At 59.6% G+C, this 18813-nt stretch carries 11 protein-coding genes, 1 tRNA gene and 2 rRNA genes (1 of these 14 only partly in view); 10 read left to right on the top strand and 4 right to left on the bottom strand.

Annotated elements, in window-relative coordinates; genetic code table 11:
* The 3 genes from Q1A71_RS14965 to Q1A71_RS14955 form a co-directional block, all read left to right on the top strand.
* Nucleotides 1–2101, top strand: a 23S ribosomal RNA gene (locus Q1A71_RS14965) (it extends 1274 nt beyond the left edge of the window).
* Nucleotides 2102–2189: 88 nt separating this feature from the next.
* A 5S ribosomal RNA gene (gene rrf, locus Q1A71_RS14960) occupies nucleotides 2190–2304 on the top strand.
* An 82-nt stretch (nucleotides 2305–2386) separates the two neighbouring features.
* Nucleotides 2387–2463 (top strand) — tRNA-Met (locus tag Q1A71_RS14955).
* Between the two features lie 490 nt (nucleotides 2464–2953).
* Here the strand turns inward: Q1A71_RS14955 and Q1A71_RS14950 are convergent.
* Together Q1A71_RS14950 and Q1A71_RS14945 are read right to left on the bottom strand one after the other, a co-directional pair.
* Nucleotides 2954–4363: an amidase gene (locus tag Q1A71_RS14950; RefSeq protein ID WP_299677785.1), complete on the bottom strand. Its 1410-nt coding sequence runs from the start codon at nucleotides 4361–4363 to the stop codon at nucleotides 2954–2956.
* Between the two features lie 44 nt (nucleotides 4364–4407).
* Nucleotides 4408–5676, bottom strand: a complete 1269-nt coding sequence (locus tag Q1A71_RS14945) for an MFS transporter (protein ID WP_299677782.1) — start codon at nucleotides 5674–5676, stop codon at nucleotides 4408–4410.
* 847 nt (nucleotides 5677–6523) lie between these two features.
* On the opposite strand from Q1A71_RS14945, the gene Q1A71_RS14940 reads away from it, so the two are divergent.
* From Q1A71_RS14940 to Q1A71_RS14920, 5 genes are all read left to right on the top strand, one after another.
* On the top strand, nucleotides 6524–7456 hold the full coding sequence (locus Q1A71_RS14940) for a sulfotransferase (RefSeq protein WP_299677778.1): 933 nt from the start codon (nucleotides 6524–6526) through the stop codon (nucleotides 7454–7456).
* Nucleotides 7457–7629: 173 nt separating this feature from the next.
* The gene (locus Q1A71_RS14935; RefSeq protein ID WP_299677775.1) at nucleotides 7630–8418 is read left to right on the top strand and encodes a family 16 glycosylhydrolase; all 789 of its coding nucleotides are present in this window, start codon (nucleotides 7630–7632) and stop codon (nucleotides 8416–8418) included.
* Between the two features lie 360 nt (nucleotides 8419–8778).
* Nucleotides 8779–10074 (top strand): O-antigen ligase, encoded by a 1296-nt coding sequence (locus Q1A71_RS14930; protein WP_299677772.1) that lies wholly within the window; start codon nucleotides 8779–8781, stop codon nucleotides 10072–10074.
* 103 nt (nucleotides 10075–10177) lie between these two features.
* A complete protein-coding gene (locus Q1A71_RS14925) occupies nucleotides 10178–12394 on the top strand; it encodes a GumC family protein (RefSeq protein WP_299677769.1) in 2217 nt (738 codons plus the stop codon).
* 37 nt (nucleotides 12395–12431) lie between these two features.
* A complete protein-coding gene (locus tag Q1A71_RS14920) occupies nucleotides 12432–13790 on the top strand; it encodes a polysaccharide biosynthesis/export family protein (protein WP_299677766.1) in 1359 nt (452 codons plus the stop codon).
* Nucleotides 13791–13812: 22 nt separating this feature from the next.
* Here Q1A71_RS14920 and Q1A71_RS14915 read toward each other — a convergent pair whose 3' ends face one another.
* On the bottom strand, nucleotides 13813–14913 hold the full coding sequence (locus Q1A71_RS14915; RefSeq protein WP_299677763.1) for a glycosyltransferase: 1101 nt from the start codon (nucleotides 14911–14913) through the stop codon (nucleotides 13813–13815).
* A 706-nt stretch (nucleotides 14914–15619) separates the two neighbouring features.
* On the opposite strand from Q1A71_RS14915, the gene Q1A71_RS14910 reads away from it, so the two are divergent.
* Both Q1A71_RS14910 and Q1A71_RS14905 read left to right on the top strand, forming a co-directional pair.
* Nucleotides 15620–16231, top strand: coding sequence for a sugar transferase (locus Q1A71_RS14910; RefSeq protein ID WP_299677760.1), 612 nt, complete (start codon nucleotides 15620–15622; stop codon nucleotides 16229–16231).
* A 113-nt stretch (nucleotides 16232–16344) separates the two neighbouring features.
* Nucleotides 16345–17664: a glycosyltransferase family 2 protein gene (locus Q1A71_RS14905; protein WP_299677757.1), complete on the top strand. Its 1320-nt coding sequence runs from the start codon at nucleotides 16345–16347 to the stop codon at nucleotides 17662–17664.
* Here Q1A71_RS14905 and Q1A71_RS14900 read toward each other — a convergent pair.
* Nucleotides 17647–18654, bottom strand: a complete 1008-nt coding sequence (locus Q1A71_RS14900; RefSeq protein ID WP_299677754.1) for a glycosyltransferase family 2 protein — start codon at nucleotides 18652–18654, stop codon at nucleotides 17647–17649. The two genes, Q1A71_RS14905 and Q1A71_RS14900, sit on opposite strands and share 18 nt — an antisense overlap.
* Nucleotides 18655–18813 lie beyond the last annotated feature (159 nt).

Genomic DNA, 18813 nt, shown 5'->3' with positions numbered 1-18813 from the left:
GTACGGTAACACGTACTGGAGGACCGAACCCACATCCGTTGAAAAGGATCGGGATGAGCTGTGCCTAGGGGTGAAAGGCCAATCAAACTCGGAGATAGCTGGTTCTCTGCGAAATCTATTTAGGTAGAGCGTCATCCGTATACCCTCGGGGGTAGAGCACTGGATGGGTAATGGGGCCCCACAGGCTTACTGATCCTAACCAAACTCCGAATACCGAGGAGTACTAGATGGCAGACACACGGCGAATGCTAACGTCCGTCGTGGAGAGGGAAACAACCCTGACCTACAGCTAAGGCCCCTAATTCATGGCTAAGTGGGAAAGCAGGTGAGACGACCAAAACAACCAGGAGGTTGGCTTAGAAGCAGCCATCCTTTAAAGATAGCGTAACAGCTCACTGGTCTAAATAAGTTGTCTTGCGGCGAAGATGTAACGGGGCTCAAGCCATGAGCCGAAGCTTAGGATGCGTTTATCGCATGGTAGCAGAGCGTAGTGTGACATAATTCCATGTTTCCTTATTCCCTTCGGGGATATTGGAGACGCGGAGTTTTCTGTGAAGCCGGCGCGTGAGCGATCCGGTGGAGAGATCACTAGTGAGAATGATGACATGAGTAGCGACAAACAGTGTGAGAGACACTGTCGCCGAAAGTCCAAGGGTTCCTGCTTAAAGCTAATCTGAGCAGGGTAAGCCGACCCCTAAGGCGAGGCCGAAAGGCGTAGTCGATGGGAATCAGGTTAATATTCCTGAGCCAGATGGAAGTGACGAATTGCGAAGGTTGTTCATCCTTATCGGATTTGGATGGGCCGCTCAGCAGTTCCTGGAAATAGCTCCATCATGAGATCGTACCCTAAACCGACACAGGTGGACTGGTAGAGAATACCAAGGCGCTTGAGAGAACGATGTTGAAGGAACTCGGCAAAATACCTCCGTAAGTTCGCGAGAAGGAGGCCCAGTTTCTACGCAAGTATTGGCTGGGGGCACAAACCAGGGGGTGGCGACTGTTTATTAAAAACACAGGGCTCTGCGAAGTCGCAAGACGACGTATAGGGTCTGACGCCTGCCCGGTGCCTGAAGGTTAAAAGGAGAGGTGAGAGCCTTGAATTGAAGCCCAGGTAAACGGCGGCCGTAACTATAACGGTCCTAAGGTAGCGAAATTCCTTGTCGGGTAAGTTCCGACCTGCACGAATGGCGTAACGACTTCCCCGCTGTCTCCAACATCGACTCAGCGAAATTGAATTACCTGTCAAGATGCAGGTTTCCCGCGGTTAGACGGAAAGACCCCGTGCACCTTTACTACAACTTCACACTGGCATTAGGCCGAACATGTGCAGGATAGGTGGTGGGCTTTGAAGCGTGAACGCCAGTTTGCGTGGAGCCTCCCTTGAGATACCACCCTTGTTCTGCTTGATGTCTAACCGCGGTCCGTTATCCGGATCCGGGACCCTGTGTGGTGGGTAGTTTGACTGGGGCGGTCGCCTCCTAAAGCGTAACGGAGGCGCGCGAAGGTTGGCTCAGAGCGGTCGGAAATCGCTCGTTGAGTGCAATGGCAGAAGCCAGCCTGACTGCGAGACTGACAAGTCGAGCAGAGTCGAAAGACGGCCATAGTGATCCGGTGGTCCCGAGTGGAAGGGCCATCGCTCAACGGATAAAAGGTACGCCGGGGATAACAGGCTGATACTGCCCAAGAGTCCATATCGACGGCAGTGTTTGGCACCTCGATGTCGGCTCATCTCATCCTGGGGCTGGAGCAGGTCCCAAGGGTACGGCTGTTCGCCGTTTAAAGAGGTACGTGAGCTGGGTTTAGAACGTCGTGAGACAGTTCGGTCCCTATCTTCCGTGGGTGTAGGATACTTGAGAGGAGTTGCCCCTAGTACGAGAGGACCGGGGTGAACGATCCACTGGTGGACCTGTTGTCGTGCCAACGGCAGTGCAGGGTAGCTATGATCGGACAGGATAACCGCTGAAGGCATCTAAGCGGGAAGCCCCCCTCAAAACAAGGTATCCCTGAGAGCCGAGATAGACCATCTCGTCGATAGGCCAGAGATGTAAGCACAGTAATGTGTTCAGTTGACTGGTACTAATTGCTCGATAGGCTTGATTTGATCCAGTAGAAGAGAGATTTTCTATTGGTATCAGAAGCATACATACACAATCAGATGTGCGTGACTTGGACACAGAGGTTTTTCATGGTTTGGTGGTCATAGCGAGAGCAAAACACCCGGTCCCATCCCGAACCCGGCCGTTAAGTGCCTTAGCGCCGATGGTACTGCGTCTTAAGGCGTGGGAGAGTAGGTCACCGCCAAACCTAGTAAAACCTTTGTGCTCGTATCTCTCTTTCGATGTTTCGGCCTTAAGTAGCGTTTGGCGCGGTAGGCCGCATCAGTTGGCGCGGGATGGAGCAGCCCGGTAGCTCGTCAGGCTCATAACCTGAAGGTCGTAGGTTCAAATCCTACTCCCGCAACCAACTCAAATTTCGTTTGACCCGCCCTTGTGGCGGGTTTTTTGCATTTGAAGGAAACCGGAAGGACTCCGGCAAGAGCACTTCTTACGTCATCAGCATTTCCTCGTCACCGAATGTTATTGCGCGGGTATCATTGCAGCGCAGGACAGCCCTCTGCCCGGCGTACAAATGACGGGTTTTCCCGTCGCATTACAGCGCTCCGAAGATTGCCGACGTAGCAATTTTTGCGCAGCGCGCACGCAGCACAAAGCGAAAATAACTGAGATGCGCTCACTACCACCGCCTTTGTCCAATGCGCTCAATGCGCGCAAGCGGGAGCTGCCCAATTACGCATGATGCTTTGGGTCGGGAGCTAAGACTGCAAAGTCGACAACCCACGTTGATGCCGCGTTGTAGCGGCAGTTGAGCGCCAAACTGACGACCCGGCGCATTGCATTTGTCTATAGTGGAGTGGACCCTCGAATTGACGACACACCATCCTGCGCATGTGAACTCAAAGATCGGGCGCCTGCGCAGTCCAGTTATAAAACGTATGATATGCTTGTCCAAGTGTTAGGATATTGCGATCCGATCCGCGACGCCCGAAAAGCTGCAAGCCCATTGGAAGACCTTGAGCGCCAAACCCCGCTGGAATTGCCAAACAGGGCAACCCGGTCAAGCTGACGGGCACAACGATTTCCATCCAGCGATGATACGTATTCATTTTTGCGCCATTTATCATCTCGGGATATGTCCACTCTACCGGAAACTGCCAAACCTGTGCGGATGGAAGAGTGAACGCGTCATACTCGGTCGATAGGTCAACGAGTTTGCGGAACCAGGCTGATCTGATCTCACTTGCGTCGTGGACATCGCGCGCGCTCAGCAACAGTCCTTGCTCTATCTCCCATATCATCTCGGGTTTCAGAAGCGCGCGTTTTTCAAGATCGTCATAGGCGTCCTTCATCTTGCAGGCATTTGCCCAGGCGCGAAGGGTTCGCCAGGACCACCACAGATCTGTCGCATCAAATGGCGGCACTATTGGTTCGACAATGCAGCCAAGCTGTTCGAAGGCGGCAAGGCCCGTTTCGCACAAACTCAGAATTCCATCTTCACACGGGTAGGCGCCTCCCCAATCGGCAAGCCAACCCATCCGCTTTCCTGTCACTGTACCTTTCAGATCACACAGGTCCGGCGCGACACTGGTATCGTGCGGCAGGCGAGGGTCTGGGCCAGCGATGGTATTCAGGAGTGCGGCTAGATCCGCGGGTGAGCGTCCCATCGGGCCAGAGGTCGCAAGCTGCTGAAAGAACATTTCGCCCTTCGGTTCGGCGGGAACGAGACCCCAACTTGGCCTGAACCCGTAGACATTACAGAAGGCCGCCGGGTTGCGTACGCTGCCCATCATGTCAGAGCCATCGGCGATTGGAACCAATCGCGCCGCAAGCGCTGCTGCTGCTCCGCCCGAGGATCCACCGGCAGTCAGGGCCAGTGCATAAGGATTGCGTGTCGCGCCATAAACCGGGTTAAAGGTATGCGAGCCGAGACCAAATTCCGGCGTATTGGTTTTGCCGATAATGATCGCGCCTGCATCTCTTATCCGCTTTACCACCAGCGAGTCATGCTCTGGCGTATGCTCGGCGAAGAGTGGTGACCCGTACGTCGTGCGAATACCCTTCGTTTCGGCGAGATCCTTGATGGCGAGCGGTATGCCATGTAGCCATCCACGTCGCGGGGTTTCATCGGCACGCTGCGCATCGGCGAGAATATCTGAGCGTATGCGCAGACCTACGATTGCATTAATCTTCGGATTGAGTTGCTCAATCCTGTCGAGAAATGCAGTGGTCACCTCAACTGAGGTGAGTGCGCCCCGCTCAATTTGCGCCGATAGCTGCAAAGCACTCAGCTGCGTCAAATCCCGCATCAATCACCCTTCACTGATCCGAGCAGATAAGTGATCAGAAAATCCTAGCTCAGTTGCTGCCGCGCCGCCAGACGACGGGCCACAGGCAGCGAAGCCAGCGCCAGAAGGACAATCGCCGCACCGACCGGGCCAATCGGTCCGAACCCCGCATCGGCCAGTACAGCGCCCCCCGCCAGACTGCCCAGCGATGCGGCAACGTAGATCGCCGCAGCGTTGAGCGCAAAGAGGATCGGCGCGAGGTCAGGCTCGAGCGCTGCTAGGCGGGCTTGTTGCGGGACCATGAAGGACCAGCCGGCGAGACTCCGCAGCAGCACGAGCAGAGCCGCGCCCGCAATGCCGCCGGACCCTCCACCAAACGGAAAGAGTGTCAGGACAGGCATCAGGATCATTTGCGCCAGGCACAGCAAGGCGAGGGTGCGGTCAGGTCCGATCCGGTCTGTCAGGCGCCCGCCGAGGGCGTTCCCAAACACCGCACCGATACCGAAAACCAGGAGGAGCACACCCAGTCCGGTTCCGCCGATGCCGAGCCGATACTCGAAGAACGGCCCAAAGAAAGTGTAGAGCGTCCATACGCCACCCATGAACAGCACCGTGAATAGAAGCGCCACCGCAAGGTCTGGCCGCTGTAGCGCCTGCGCCAGCGCGCGAAGGGTCGTAATCGGCACGACAAGCCCGATCGGAAGCCGAACGCGTAGAAGTGCGGCTGACGATAGAGTGAGCAAAGCTGCCACGAGAAATGTCCCACGCCAGCCGAGAGTATATCCCAGCCAAGCGCCCGCGGGTATGCCGATTGCCTGTGCCAGTGTGAGGCCCCCGAAGACGTACGCAAGAGCACGGCCGCGTTCCATTGCGGACACGAGTCCAATTGCGACGGATGCGGCCACGGGTGTAACCACCCCGGCACCAATGGCCATAACGACACGCGCGCCCAGCACCGTGACCAAAGATGGAGCCAGCGCTGCCATCAAGCCCCCGACGCCGAACATCGCGAGCCCACCGGTGAGTACAGTGCGGCGGTCAACGCGTCCGGTCATTGCGACACCGATGGGCGAGCCGATCGCATAGGCTATGGCGTAGGCCGTCATGGTCCAGCCCGCCGTCGCCGGGGAGATCCCGAGGTCGCTGGCAAGGGGCGGCAGAATGGCAATAACAACAAAGGCACCAAACCCGACCGAAAAATTGGCCAGCGCAAGGTTAAGAAAGAGCCGACGCTGCGCCGCTGGTCCGACAGCCTTCTCCGGGGCAGGCTGGGGCGTCGCCTTACCGGCGTCTGCAGTTGAGCTGTCGGTTTGCTCTGATGGCTTCAGGGTCATTCTGAATCTCCGTTCCGCCTTAGATGAACCTTGGCCATTGCGTTGTCGACGTGACTGGACGACGATCAGCACTTTCCCGAAAACCGGTCTGCTTTTTCCATCGCATCATGAGCGACGATCATGCAACCGAACAGAAAGCACCGGGGGTCAGGGGGAGCGGTCAGCCGGCTTCGGTTGCTTGAGCAAAAAGAGCACGCTTCCGCACTTCTTGAAAGGCTTCGCAGTCCGTCGTGTGACGATGCTCAACATCCGCTTCCGCCAGAGGGCTAGATCGGGCCAATCAGATTCTCCGACTGTGGTTGGTACATAGAAGACCTCTCGCACCTCGGATTTTGGACTGAGACGCGGCCGCCACGTGCCTCAAGTGGCCGTTCCGGGGCAGCTAGGTGATACAAACACATTGATGCGGTGATCAAAGACACTGTGCGTCCTGCGCAGAAGGAAGAGACGAACACTCTTGGGCCGAGCGGCGAATGTCCAGCTTGACGGCTGCATCTCAGCGACAGGGCTTGCGCCTGAGCGGCATGTTTGGGCCCGGAACTTTGGTTTGAACGTCTGTGTATTGGCCGTACGGCCTATGGAGCTGCCTGCAAGGAACTCAGTGAGACCTGAGCGTGGGGGTCGGATGCAACGCGTATGGACTAACCGAGGTCTTGGAATGTTCATCTCCATTGACCCTGTGCGACGACGCAAGTTTCTAATGCCCGGTGCCCAAGGAAAGGGCAATCTCAGGCGGTCTGCCGCCGGGTGTCTGCGGTGACGGTTGAAACTTCACTCCGGGAGGTGGACCAGTAAGGAAGGTCGGTTGTCATGTCAGTCGGCTGTCCTTGGGAGCCTCGAACCAGTCGTGACACCGGATTTCATCATCGGAGGGGCGCCGAAGTGCGGCACGACATCGCTGCACCACATTCTCGACCAGCACCCAGACGCCTGGGTGGCCCCGAACGAACTCTACTTCTTTGATGCGGACGATCCGATCGCCCATGGCGATTTTCTGGAAATGGACGGCGACGATCTATCCTGGCGTGATCCCAGAGATCCGGCGATCCAGGCACGATACGAGCAGCGGTTCTCCGAAGCCCCGCCCGACCGGCTCATCGGCGAGGACACCACCACTTATCTCATGTCGGATGTCGCCGCATTTCGGATCAAGACGACAGCTCCCGATATCAAAGTCATTTTCATGCTGCGCGATCCGGTGGCGCGCGCTTTTTCCCAGTACTGGCATCTCCTGCGCAGCGGACGGACCACCCTCTCTTTTGAAAGGGCATTGAGCCGAGAACCCTCCATCATTTTGGGATCAACCTATGCCCCGCGTTTGCGGGTCTTCCTTGATGCCTTGGGGCCAGGGCGGGTGCATGTCGTCCTGTTCGAAGAGTTCAAGAGGGACAAACAGCGGGTGATGAACGGTGTCACAGAGTTTCTCGGGTTGTCGCCAATGTCGGTTGACGCCGTGGAGAGCTGGCATAACCGTACGAAATATCCGGCCAAGGCACAGACGCTTCTGCGTCTCAACCATGTGGGCCGGATTCTGGTGCGCCACCGGTACGCGCGGCATCTGAAAGGCGATATCCCGTGGTCGTCGCGCCTGGCTCATAAGGCCTATCGGCGCTGGTTCCGGTTCATCTCCCGTCGCATTCTGACCGAAGACCATCCGCCCTCGGATATGCGAGCGAAAACACGCGCATATCTGTGCCAGCATCTGTCGGACCGAAATGCCGGGCTTTCCGAACTGATCGGAAAGGATCTAAGCCAGTATTGGCCGGGTTTCCTGCAGTGAGGCGCGCCGCTTCATTATAGCTCGAATACTATGCAGCGGCGTGCGGAGTGATGTCGCCGTAGGCACCTCGGCGACTTGCCGCGTATCTCGGTGTTTATGGTTTGTAGGGGCTGGTCGCGGGATTTATTTTTGCCTCAAGCGAACAGCTTTCCCGGAACAGGACGACGCAAGATATGAGCAGATATCGAAGGCAGGCTATGCTGTCGGCAATCACCCTTGCCGTGCCGCTAGTCATGGGGCCGATGCGATCCGCAGCGGAGGACACATCTTTTTTCGAACCGTTTGATCGGCTGACAAAGGACAGATGGTTCATCTCCAGCGGCTGGACGAATGGCGACCATCAGAGCTGTTTGTGGCATCGCGATCGGGTCGCTGTGGAGGATGGCAAGCTGCTTTTGTCGCTGACGGCGGACGCCAAGGATGGCCATGATTTGAGCTGCGCGGAGATCCAGTCACGCACGCGTTTCGGGTACGGTACCTATGAGGCGCGGATGAAGGTGCCGTATGCGCGCGGCATGAATGCGAACCTCTTCACGTTCATCGGGGCCCCGCAGGACCGCCCTCACAATGAGATCGACTTCGAATTTATCGCGCCGCGGGGCCCGACGCTTCAGACGAACTTCCACACGGCGAACAACAGCAAAAACGAGGGTTTTCTCGAGATGGCCGACGATGGCGTATTTCGGAGTTACGCCTTCATCTGGGAGCCCGACCGGATCCGGTGGTACATTGACGGTGCCTTGATCCGAGATCAGCGGGGGGGTGTGCTGCCCGACGATCCGCAGAAGATCTACCTGAGCCTGTGGTCTACGGAAACGCTGGTGGAGTGGATGGGCGCATTCGATCCTGAATCGGCGCCGCAGACGCTTGTGGTCGACTGGTTGGCGTACACGGAACTGGGCGCGGGCTGCACGTTCGAGGGTTCCGTGCTGTGCCAGGATGGGGTCGATGTGTCGCAATGAATGTCAGAGTCTGATCGCCCGTCCAGGGCAGGAGATGTCGAAGGACATTGCCATGACAGCACGGACGCAAGGCTTGGGCTTGAGGACCGGCGGGGGACGGCAAACAGGGGTGCGACCACGCTTGGCGTGCCGCTCATGTTTTGATCATCACAGGGCTTCGAGACCGGGCGCTGATCGGTTTTGGTTGCAGTTCGGCCGCAGACTACATTTGCTGAACATGGGGTGCAGCGTGCGTCGCGTCCGCAAGGGCGGCAGTGGCGACCGCACTGCAGGGTACGGTTTCTTCGTGAGCCAAACGCCGGGGCGGAGCGTTCGCCGTCGGCTGTTGGCACAGATTGCAGACGTTGGGCCGCAGATCGAATGATTATACGCCAGGCCAGAATCGTCGATCCGGAGCAGAACACGGCATTTGCCGTGCCCGCCATCGTGCTTTCAGTGATCGTCTTTGCCTATTCAGTGAATTTCGGACCGCTGTCCGTTCTGGCGTTCTACGCCTGCTGGCTTGCGCCTTTTGTCATGGCTCCGCGGATCCTACTGGGCAGGCCCGGATCGGCTCTGCTGCTGCTGACGGTCCCGTTCTTCTTCGCTCTTTCCGTTTTATGGAGCGATGCACCCGGCACCACGTTGCGCGGTGCCATTCAATACGGCATCACCTTCTTTGCGGGCCTGGTTGCAGCGCGGATCATCTCGGCGGGAAATCTTGCGCTGGGCGGCACAATCGGAGGCCTTCTGGTGCTGGCCTATTCTGCTGCGAGCGGCGGCTATTCCTATGATTACATCGACGGCGATTTTGCGTTTAATGGCGCCTTTTCGTCGAAAAATCAGCTGGGTTACTTTGCTACGCTTGCGATCCTTTTCTCGGCAGCCTTGGTGTGGATGTTCCGCAGCCGCCGCGCGGTTCAGGCATTGGCCGTGCTGACCGCCGGGGTTGGGATTGTCATGCTGTGGATGTCGGATTCGGCCACATCCCTGCTCTCCGCCTTTGCCGCCTTCGCAGCGATCGCCTTTATGGGTGTGGTCCTCACGCTGGCGCCGTGGTTGCGCCGCGCGGTGGTTTTTCTGGTGTTGACCGGGAGCGTTGCCATCGCATTCGTGAGCCTGCGGCTTGGAGCCTTCGATGCCCTGTTGGCCGCTTTCGGGCGGGACTCGAGCCTCACGGGTCGTACCTATCTCTGGAGCCAAGCGATTGAATTTGGAGCGGAAAAGCCGGTTCTGGGAATTGGCTACAATGCCTTCTGGACACATGGCCGTCCGGCCGCAGAGATGCTTTGGGAAGAATTCTACATTACGGCGCGGACAGGGTTTCATTTCCACAATTTGCTGATCGAAACCTATGTGGGGACCGGGCTGGTGGGACTGGCGTTGGTGGCAACATTGTGTCTTCTGCTTTTCGTTTTGCCTTTAGGGGCCGCACTTGGGCAGGGCGGCGTGGGATCGCTGATGCTGATGTCAGGGCTGTCGGTCCTCTTCCTCGTCAGATCCGTCGCCGAGGTTGATTTCATCACACCGCATACGGTGGGCACCTTCCTTGTCGCTTTCGTTCTGCTGCGGCTGTTCGATCACAATCGGCAGGTCCGGCACGCGGCCCATCAAGCCAGACCGATGCGGCAGCCCCGACATCCGTCGCTGGGCCGATGGAGTGGGATCACCACATGACCATGCAATACACGCCGATAAATCCCATCTCTCTCGTCCGCAGAGCACGGGCCGCGAACACGTCCATGCGCCCCGGATTGGCGACCCTTTCGGAGTTTTCAAGATGACAAAACCAGTGCAGGAGCGCCGTATCACCTGGACGAAGGACAATGCGCATCTTCTCGCGGGGTATCGCGACGAGCCGCGTGTGGACATGGGTAGCATTCTGCGGGCGATGCGCAGGCAGGCGCCTCTTGCGATCATCTGTGCCTTGGCGGGCATTGTTATCGCTGTGTTGATGATCCTGGGGTCACTGCCGCGGTACACGGCGGTCGAGACTGTCTTGCTTGATGAGGAACGCGCAGAGTTGCTGAATGAAGTCTCACCGCTGCCGAATGCGGTGTGGTCGGACACGGCCGTTCAAAGCGAAATCGAGATTATCAAGTCACGCGCTTTGGCCTATCAGGTCGTGGATCTGCTGAACCTCGATGAAGATGCCGACTTTCTTTCGCCCCCGGTTGGGGCCACGCAAAGGGTGCTGGGCCTTGTGTCTCTGGTGACCGATCCGCTGGCGCGCCTGTTGACGCCGGCGCCGCCGGCTCCGTCCGCGTCTGGCAGCGACGAAAGCGAAAGCGGCGGCGGCACCGCGGTGGAACTCGATTTCAATCTGGACGTCACAGATCGTGATCGCGCCGTGCAGATCTTGCGCGATCGGCTCTCCGTTTCGCGGTCAGGCCGGAGCCTTGTCATTGAAATCGGGTTTGCCGATTTCGAGCCCAGGCGGGCAGCGATGATCGCTCGGGGCTACGGCTGGTCCTACGAAGGCTTCCAGTTGGTGACCACCAATGAGATTGCCGCAAAGGCCGAAGGTTGGCTGCGCGAGCGATTGGACCGGCTGGAGCAGAAAAGCATGGAAGCTGCTGCGGCTGTGCAGGAGTTTCGCGCCACCAACGATCTGGTGGAGGTGCGTGGAAATCTCCTGACCGAGCAGCAACAGTCCGAGCTGGCGAGCGCCTTGATGAACGCTTCGGCCAACGCGGCGGAGGCCGAAGCGCAGCTTGAAAGCATGGAGTCGTTGCTGGCGCGCTCCCGCGAAGGCGAGGAGATAATCACCGTTCCCTTCGTCGAAGGGCAATTTGGCGCTGGCAATGAGGCGTTGCGGCGCGATTATCTGGATGGGCGGCTGCGGTATCGTCGTCTCGTCACTCAATTCGGGCCCGATCATCCGCAGGCGCAACAGCTCAAAGGCAGCCTCGATCTGCTGCGCGAGGCCATCGAAGTCGAACTGGAACAGGCGACCGAAGCCGCGCGGGTGAGCTATCTTATGTCGCGCAGCCGCGAAGAGTCCTTGCGCGCCGATCTCGAGGCGATCACTGGCAGCTCCGATACCGCCGTTGCCTTGCGCGGCAGGCTGCAACAGCTGGAGGCGATCTCCGAGACCTATGCCCAAGTCTATCGTGATTACCTGGCGCGCCTTGAAGTCGCGACGCAGCAGCAGAATTTCCCAATTGCTGCGATCAAGATTATCTCGCCTGCCGAAGTGCCAAAGAGCGCGTCCAGCCCGCAGAAGAAGGCAATGCTTTTTGCTGGGATGTTGTTGGGGGGTATGCTTGGTGTTTTGATCGGAGCGGCGCGGGAATTATTGCCGAAACCGATCCGTACTGTCTCGACCCTGCGCCAGGAGCTTGGCCTGAGTTGCGTGGGCCTTCTTCCCGGACGCAAGAGCCTCGACGATCGTGGGGCTGCGGCGGCGCGGTCCCGCACGCTTGAGCGGTTGGCGCAGGCCTGCGAGGTCAATCTGAAGTCTCCCGGCGGTTTGCTCGTTGGAATTGCGCCTTTGTCGTCGGGTCTCGAAGACCCGACTGCGCTCCCGGTCGCGCTGGCTGCACATTTGTCGCGCAATGGAGCGCGGCGCGTGCTGGTGATCCACGAAGATCCCGCGCATGCGCCCGCGTCGTCTGAGAGCAAGGATGGTATCGAGACTGTGAGCCTGCCTGCGGTTCTGGACAGTTGGTCCGATACGAAGAGCGTGGTGGGAGGGCAGGGCTTTGATTTCGGATTGTTGGCCAAGCATCTTCGCGATGAGTTCAGCTTTGTCATCGTTGCGCTGCGACCGATCAGCGAGGCCAGCAGATCGGATCCCCATGCCTGGGCCTATGACACTACACTTTTGCGAATTCCATGGGGCCAGGTGCTGCCGGGTTTCCTCACGGACGCGCTGTTGGACCACCCGAGATTTCGGGACAGTCTGGCGACCACCGTGCTGGAAGACGCACAGCTCGCAACTGCTCGACGATACATGAACCGAGGCAGCTATGAGGAGCTCGCGATCAATGCTTGAGGGTCTGACAAGTCGGTTCTGGCGACGGAACGTCCTGTTGCCCGCAACTGCCCTCGCCCTGGGGATCGTTGTTGCGACCGTTGCGCAGGGGCAGTCGGACGAGGGTGCACCCGCAGTTGAGACGCTCGGTCCGCAACAGACCATCGACGTCAGGGTCGGGCGCTGGGATCCAATTCAGGAGATATATGCAAATTGGGAGGCTTTTGGCGGGGCGTTTTCCATCAGCGCAAGGGGCACCGTCACCTTGCCGATGATCGGCCAGTTGGACGCTGCCGGCATGACCCCGGATGAGCTGGGACTGCAGATTGCGCAGCAGGTGCAGGACCGCATGGGTCTCAGCGGTGAGGTTCAGGCAATCGTCACCATCACGGAGTTTGCGCCGATCTATGTGCTCGGCGATGTCCGCGCGCCCGGCGCCTATCCCCATGCGCCCCGCATGACCGTCCTGCAGGCGCTCAGCCTCGCGGGCGGGATAGACAGGGCCAGCCCCGCTCTTGTTCGGGGCGAGCGCAGCGCGCTGAATTCGCTGGGCAGCTACCGGGTGATGGAGTTGGAGCTCTTGCGGCGGTTGGCGACACTGTCCCGGCTGGAGGCGGAGGAGGCCGGCTCCGAGATGGCGCCGCCCGATGAGCTTTTGGCATCGGTCGTTGGCCCTGAGCTGATCGCACAGGAACGCCGGATCATGATCGCGCAGCGGGCGGCTTTGGAGTCGAGCCTTGCGCAGATCGACGAGTTGGAGGCCTTGCTTGAAGAACGTATCAGCCGGCTGACCACCCAAGCCGAACTGCGCCAGTCCCAGCTTGCCTTGCTGGAGGAGGAGCTTGGGAATGCAGCCAGTCTGGTGGAGCGCGGGCTGTCCACCGTTGCACGGCAAAGCGGCCTGCAACGCGAGGTGGCCGACCAGCAGGTGCGCCTGCTTGAGGTCGAAACTGCCCGGTTGAACGCAGAGCAACAACTCAACGAGACGCGCCGGGACCGGCTGGATCTGATCAACGAGCACAGTCGGGAGCGGGTGCAGGGCTTGCAGGATCAGCGCGCGGCCATTGGCGAGTTGCGGATCCGGATGGAGACCGAAGCGGCGCTCTTTGCAGAAGCCACGCGAACCGGCAACGGCCTTGTGGAGCTTTCGGCCCTCTCCCCACCGGAATTGCAGATCACACGGACAGGCCCCAACGGCCCGATAACTCTTTCCGTCCGTCGGGATGATCTGATTGAGGGTGGCGACGTTCTGGAGGTCGTGTTGGATGCACCCGGCCCGAATGACACGATCCCGGTCCGCCGGTTGCCGTTCGGTTCAGAAGACCTGCCGCCGCCGGGCGCACTGTCTGGCGCTGACCCGCGATCGGAACAGCGCGCAGAGCCACGTTCGGGGAACAGTGTTGTGCCACCCTCGTGAGCTTGTTTGCGGATCGCGCAGATCAGGTCGAGATGGGTGTTCGCAAGATGTCTACGAGCCGGTCGACCTGCCAATCGGGTACCATTTCCGGCCGTTCGGCATGTTTTAGTGCGGCGCGTGACGCTTCCGCGTAGGCCGTCGTATCATGCCAAAGATGTCGGAGGGCCTCGGCCCAGTCCGATATGGGGGCGGCCTTGTCCAGCAAGATGCCCCCAGGGCCGACGGCTTCCGGCAGCCCGCCTGTGCGGGACGCGACAACCGGGATACCGCTGAGTTGTGCTTCGGCAGCGATACGGCCAAAGGCCTCCTCCCACTGACTGGGTGCTAGCACGATGCGCGCATCCCGGTAGACGCTGCGCATATCGTCGGTGGACGGGCGGAGCGTGACGTTCGGCAAGTCGGCCAGCCCGGTTGCGAGGTGATTTTCCTGTTCCGGCGACAGTTCCCAGCCTCGGACGAAGACGAAAGGAATTTCCGGGCAGGCTCTGGCAAGTTGCAAGGCGACATCAACACCCTTGTGCGGGTGCGGATTGATGAAGGTCACGTTCTGTCGGGCGGGCGTCACGCGATACTTGTCCGCTTCGATCATCGGATGAATCACATCCGCCCTCACCCCATCCGTCTCGGCGAACCGCTGAGCGGTGAAATGTGAATTCGCGATGAAGCCTGTTTGTTTCAGCGACCCGAGGGATCCGCCCAGGTCCACTGTCTCAACATTGCGCAGATAGATGAACGTCCGGGTTGTGCTGCGGTCAATCGCGGCGGCCATCGGAACCGGAAGCCGGGATTGAAAAACGGCGACATCGGCCTGAAAGTCCTCGACCACGCGGCGAGCGACCGTCTCGGCGAACCAGGTGCGGAAGACCGGGTAGCCCAAGTGGTCGTCCCGGACATATCCCCGTCGCGTCAGTTTCAGAAGTAGACGCCCGCGCAGTCCCAACCAGCCTTCGCCCGTGAGTCCGCCGAGCACAGCCACCTCGTGCCCCCGCGCGCGCAGGCGCTTGACCAACTCGTGGGTGCTCGACTGGGCCCCACCGAACATCTGGGGCAAGTAGGGATGAGCGCTTCCGAACAGGATGCGCAGGGGTTGGTCGGCCCTGGTGCTGGGTGTGTTTACAGGCATCTCTGGGATCGAATCCCTACAGCGCAGACAGGCTGGAGGGGATGGCGGAAGGGGAGGAATGGTCGGGCGGCACGGGCCCGGTCAAACTGAAGGACTGGGCGGGCGAGTCCCCATCTGTACTCTGTCGCAGCGGTCGGGATGTCATAAATAGTTCATATATAACAATGACCTGACGGGGTGTTGCTGACATGCGGTTGCTGCCTTTCTCACGTCGGTGCGACTCGGCAACTCAAACCAAGCGGCGCTGATTCCCTGCAGAGTGAGCCTGCACCAATCGTCAGAAATCTGCTGTGGTTTTGTGCACTTTGATTGTTTCAAAATCAACGGATGCGCAGATCCTAGGCTGTGATGTGCGGAAACCGAGCGAATGAGCGGTTCTGCGTCGGCGGTGCTTTGCCGGCTTGGATATTCGCGTTTGCACGCGCAGAATTTGCTCTACCCTTGATACGGGAAGTCGGCGAGAAGGCGGGCAGACAACTGGATCGCGAGGGATCCATCCAACGCCTCTTCGGCGATCAATCGGGGCCTTGGTCTTTGCCTCTTACGCGGCGCCATCGCAATCCTGCGATGCCATGCACATGAGAAATGAGGATGGAGTCAGATGAAAACGATCGAAACAGAAGCTGTACATGGCAAGGCAACGTTTCCCGCGCTTGTCCGACCGCATCACGGGTCTTGGCCCGGGCGCACTCATAAGGATGCACCCATGGGTGGCTGGACCAAGCGGTCTTTGGACGTCGCCGTTGCGCTTGTCATGCTGGTCGTCTTGTCGCCTCTGATCGCCGGACTGGCGCTGCTGGTCTACATCTCCTCACCGGGGTCCGTCTTCTTTCGCCATAGCCGAGTAGGGTACCAGAACCGGCCTTTCGGCTGCCTGAAATTGCGGACAATGGTGGCCAATGCAGACGAAGTCCTGGAACAGCACCTTCAGCTTTGCCCGGATGCGCGCGATGAATGGGAACAGACCAAGAAACTGAGAGATGATCCACGGGTGACGCCGGTCGGTCATGTCCTGCGCAAGCTCAGTCTCGATGAGTTGCCGCAACTCTACAATGTTCTGCGGGGTGAGATGAGCCTGGTTGGCCCTCGCCCTGTGCCCGCCGACGAGTTGCGCCGCTATGGGAAGTCCAGCCGGTTCTATCTTCGAACCCGCCCGGGCATTACGGGCTTGTGGCAGGTCAGCGGGCGCAATGACACGACCTACAAACGCCGGATCGCCTGTGATCGTGCCTATGTCACCCACTTCAGTACTGCGACGGATATCGCGATTCTCGCTCAGACTCTGCCAGCGGCGATGCGCTCGGGCGAAACCTCCTAGTGGCAGACACCGGTCCAGCCGATGTGCCAGACCGGAGTGTGGACGCTGCTGATGCAAGTGCCTCCGCCCTGCAAGACTGCCCTTTCGCTCATGACAGCAGGTGATGTCATCTGATGACAGCAGAGCAATCGATGGGCGCGGGCGAGAGCAAGCGTGCGCCACTTGTTTCCGTCATTATGTCGAATTTCAATGGCGCAGATTATCTCGAGGCAGCGGTGGCCTCAGTCCTCGGCCAGTCTCATCGAACCATTGAACTGATCGTTGCAGATGATGCCTCCCAGGACGACAGTCTTGCAATCCTGCGCAGGCTGGCCGCTTCAGACGACCGGCTCAAACTCATCCTCCAGGAGAACAATACCGGCCCGGCCGGGGCGCGGAACGCCGCGCTCGATGCGGCCCGTGGTGTGTGGGTTGCGATCGTCGATGCTGACGATCTCATTCATCCCCGAAGGATCGAGAGGCTGCTGGCTGCTGCGGAAGCGCTGGAAGCGGATGTCGTCGCCGACGATTTGGTGAGTTTCGGCTCGGTCGAGATGGCGGGGCGGACCTTGCTGGAAAGCAGACGGCTGGCCGAACCTCTGCTCCTGACCGCTGCAGAGCTGATCCGAAGCGATACCGTGAACTCGGGTCTTGGATCGTTTGGCTATCTCAAGCCGATGATCCGCCGTGATGCGCTGGGACCGCTGCGCTATGATGATTCCTTGCGTGTGGGTGAGGATTTCGACCTCTATGCGCGCCTGCTGATTTGCGGCGCGCGGTTTCTGGTTCTGCCTGCGCCGCTCTATCTCTATCGACGTCACGGCGGGTCAATCTCGCATCGTCTGTCCGTGCCGGTCCTGCACCGCCTGCTTCAGGCGCATGATGCCGTGGCTGGTCCGGCGGCTCAGGGGCAGCCCGGAGACAGTGACTTGGCAAGTGCCTTTCGGGCCCGTCGGGCGGCGCTCTCGCGGGCGTTGCGGTATGAGCGCCTGGTCCGCGCGATCAAGACCCAGAAGGGTATGGAAGTAGCCCGGAGAGTGGTGCGCGACCCGGTTCTGTTGGTTGATCTCGCCGCAAGCCTGGTCGACCGTCTGCGTCGCAAACGCTCCAAAGGTGCCGCGACGGGTGGAACCGAAGCACAAACACTAGTGCTGGCGGCACCCGATCAGGTTGATCTGATCGCAGCTCCAGCGGGCGCCGTCAGATGTGCGGTTTCCGTTGTGGATTCGCTTCTGGATGCTGACTGGGCCAAACAGAGATCTCTGGCAAGCACGCTTGCGCGGCTCTCCAGTCAGGCGCCGCCGGATGTAATTGCTGAGGGTCAGGCGGGGTTGGAAGGCCTCGGTTACCTCCCAGCCTGGAGGTCCGCACGGTTGACGCTCGATCCGCACACGGCACGAGAGGCAATCATCCCGCCGGGTGTTGAGGTGGAGGTGTCAGCGGAGTTGGACTGATCCCTGCCCCTCCGTTGGCAGTAGCAACCGGGCGCCGCGGGCGGGTGCGGCTTCTCCGGCCGAAACAGTGAGCCCGAGCTTGTCGCGGGCGATCTGAAGCATGACGGGCAAGGGCCTGTCCAGTACCTCGAAGAGATAGCGGAGGGCAGCGCCCGCCCCCCGTTTCCGCCGCAGATCCAGAAATGCCCGGTGATCGCGTTTGCGCTCGACTTCCTTCAGATGCGCTCGCATGGCATGGGCAAGGTCAGGTGACAGACCGTTGGTTTGCAGATGCGCCGCCAGTCGGTCGCGCAGATGCGACAGTTCAACGGTGCCGTGTTCCGCGCTGAGAGACCCGGGCCGGACAACGGCTGCATATCCCGGGTATCGGGTGAGTTTCAGCCGGGCACCGGCGAGCAGCATGCGAACGTAGAGGTCGTAATCCTCGCCCAATCTCAGCTCCGAATCATAGCGCAGCCCGTGACGGGCGAGAAATGCGCGCGCCATGACAGGTTTCAAAAAACCCAGTTCGCTGCGTGCAACGCCGCGCGCCTGCAGATTTCCCCGCACAAATGCCGCGGCACCCAGCGGCGTAAACTCCGGAGTGATGTCGATCCAATCCTGCTCAATCAGCATGTCGAGGTTCTCGGGGGCAACGAAGGCGATGTTGTCGGCGACCATATCGGCGTCGACACTGGTCAGCAGCCGTGCGAGCCGTCCCGGCAGAAACACATCATCGGAATCCAGAACAGCGACATAGTCCGCGGTTGCCGCCTCCAGCGCACGATTGCGTGCGTTTGCTGGGCCTTGGTTGTCTTCCAATGGTATCAGACGGACACGCGCATCCTCCCTGGCCAGGTTCCGTGCCACCCCGCAGGTGTCGTCCTGCGACGCGTCGTCGACGATGATAACCTCGGCAGTCTCCGGCTCTGACAGAGCGGAGCGCGCGGCCCGGGCCAGCGTGTCCTGCGCATTGTAGGCGGCAATGATGACCGTGACGCTGGGCGGCATGGAAGCTCGTTTGTGAAAGTCTGCAGATGATCGGCCCGCAGGCGGATGATCAAAACGCTAGATGGTTCACCGGCAATATCCAAGATCGCCGAACTGATAGGGCGGTTCAGCAGGCGTTGATCCGCCATTGGCGCTGCAAGACTGTGCGTATATGAATCT

The organism is uncultured Roseobacter sp. (assembly GCF_947493125.1).
Lineage (GTDB): Bacteria > Pseudomonadota > Alphaproteobacteria > Rhodobacterales > Rhodobacteraceae > Roseobacter.
This window is presented reverse-complemented; position numbering and strand designations above follow the sequence as displayed.

What these genes read in the sequence shown, in the direction of transcription:
- Q1A71_RS14910 (WP_299677760.1), top strand. Translation starts at nt 15,620, where the DNA reads ATGGGTGGCTGGACCAAGCGGTCTTTGGACGTCGCCGTTGCGCTTGTC.
- Q1A71_RS14930 (WP_299677772.1), top strand. Translation starts at nt 8,779, where the DNA reads ATGATTATACGCCAGGCCAGAATCGTCGATCCGGAGCAGAACACGGCA.
- Q1A71_RS14935 (WP_299677775.1), top strand. Translation starts at nt 7,630, where the DNA reads ATGAGCAGATATCGAAGGCAGGCTATGCTGTCGGCAATCACCCTTGCC.
- Q1A71_RS14945 (WP_299677782.1), bottom strand. Translation starts at nt 5,676, where the DNA reads ATGACCCTGAAGCCATCAGAGCAAACCGACAGCTCAACTGCAGACGCC.
- Q1A71_RS14905 (WP_299677757.1), top strand. Translation starts at nt 16,345, where the DNA reads ATGACAGCAGAGCAATCGATGGGCGCGGGCGAGAGCAAGCGTGCGCCA.
- Q1A71_RS14925 (WP_299677769.1), top strand. Translation starts at nt 10,178, where the DNA reads ATGACAAAACCAGTGCAGGAGCGCCGTATCACCTGGACGAAGGACAAT.
- Q1A71_RS14950 (WP_299677785.1), bottom strand. Translation starts at nt 4,363, where the DNA reads ATGCGGGATTTGACGCAGCTGAGTGCTTTGCAGCTATCGGCGCAAATT.
- Q1A71_RS14900 (WP_299677754.1), bottom strand. Translation starts at nt 18,654, where the DNA reads ATGCCGCCCAGCGTCACGGTCATCATTGCCGCCTACAATGCGCAGGAC.
- Q1A71_RS14915 (WP_299677763.1), bottom strand. Translation starts at nt 14,913, where the DNA reads ATGCCTGTAAACACACCCAGCACCAGGGCCGACCAACCCCTGCGCATC.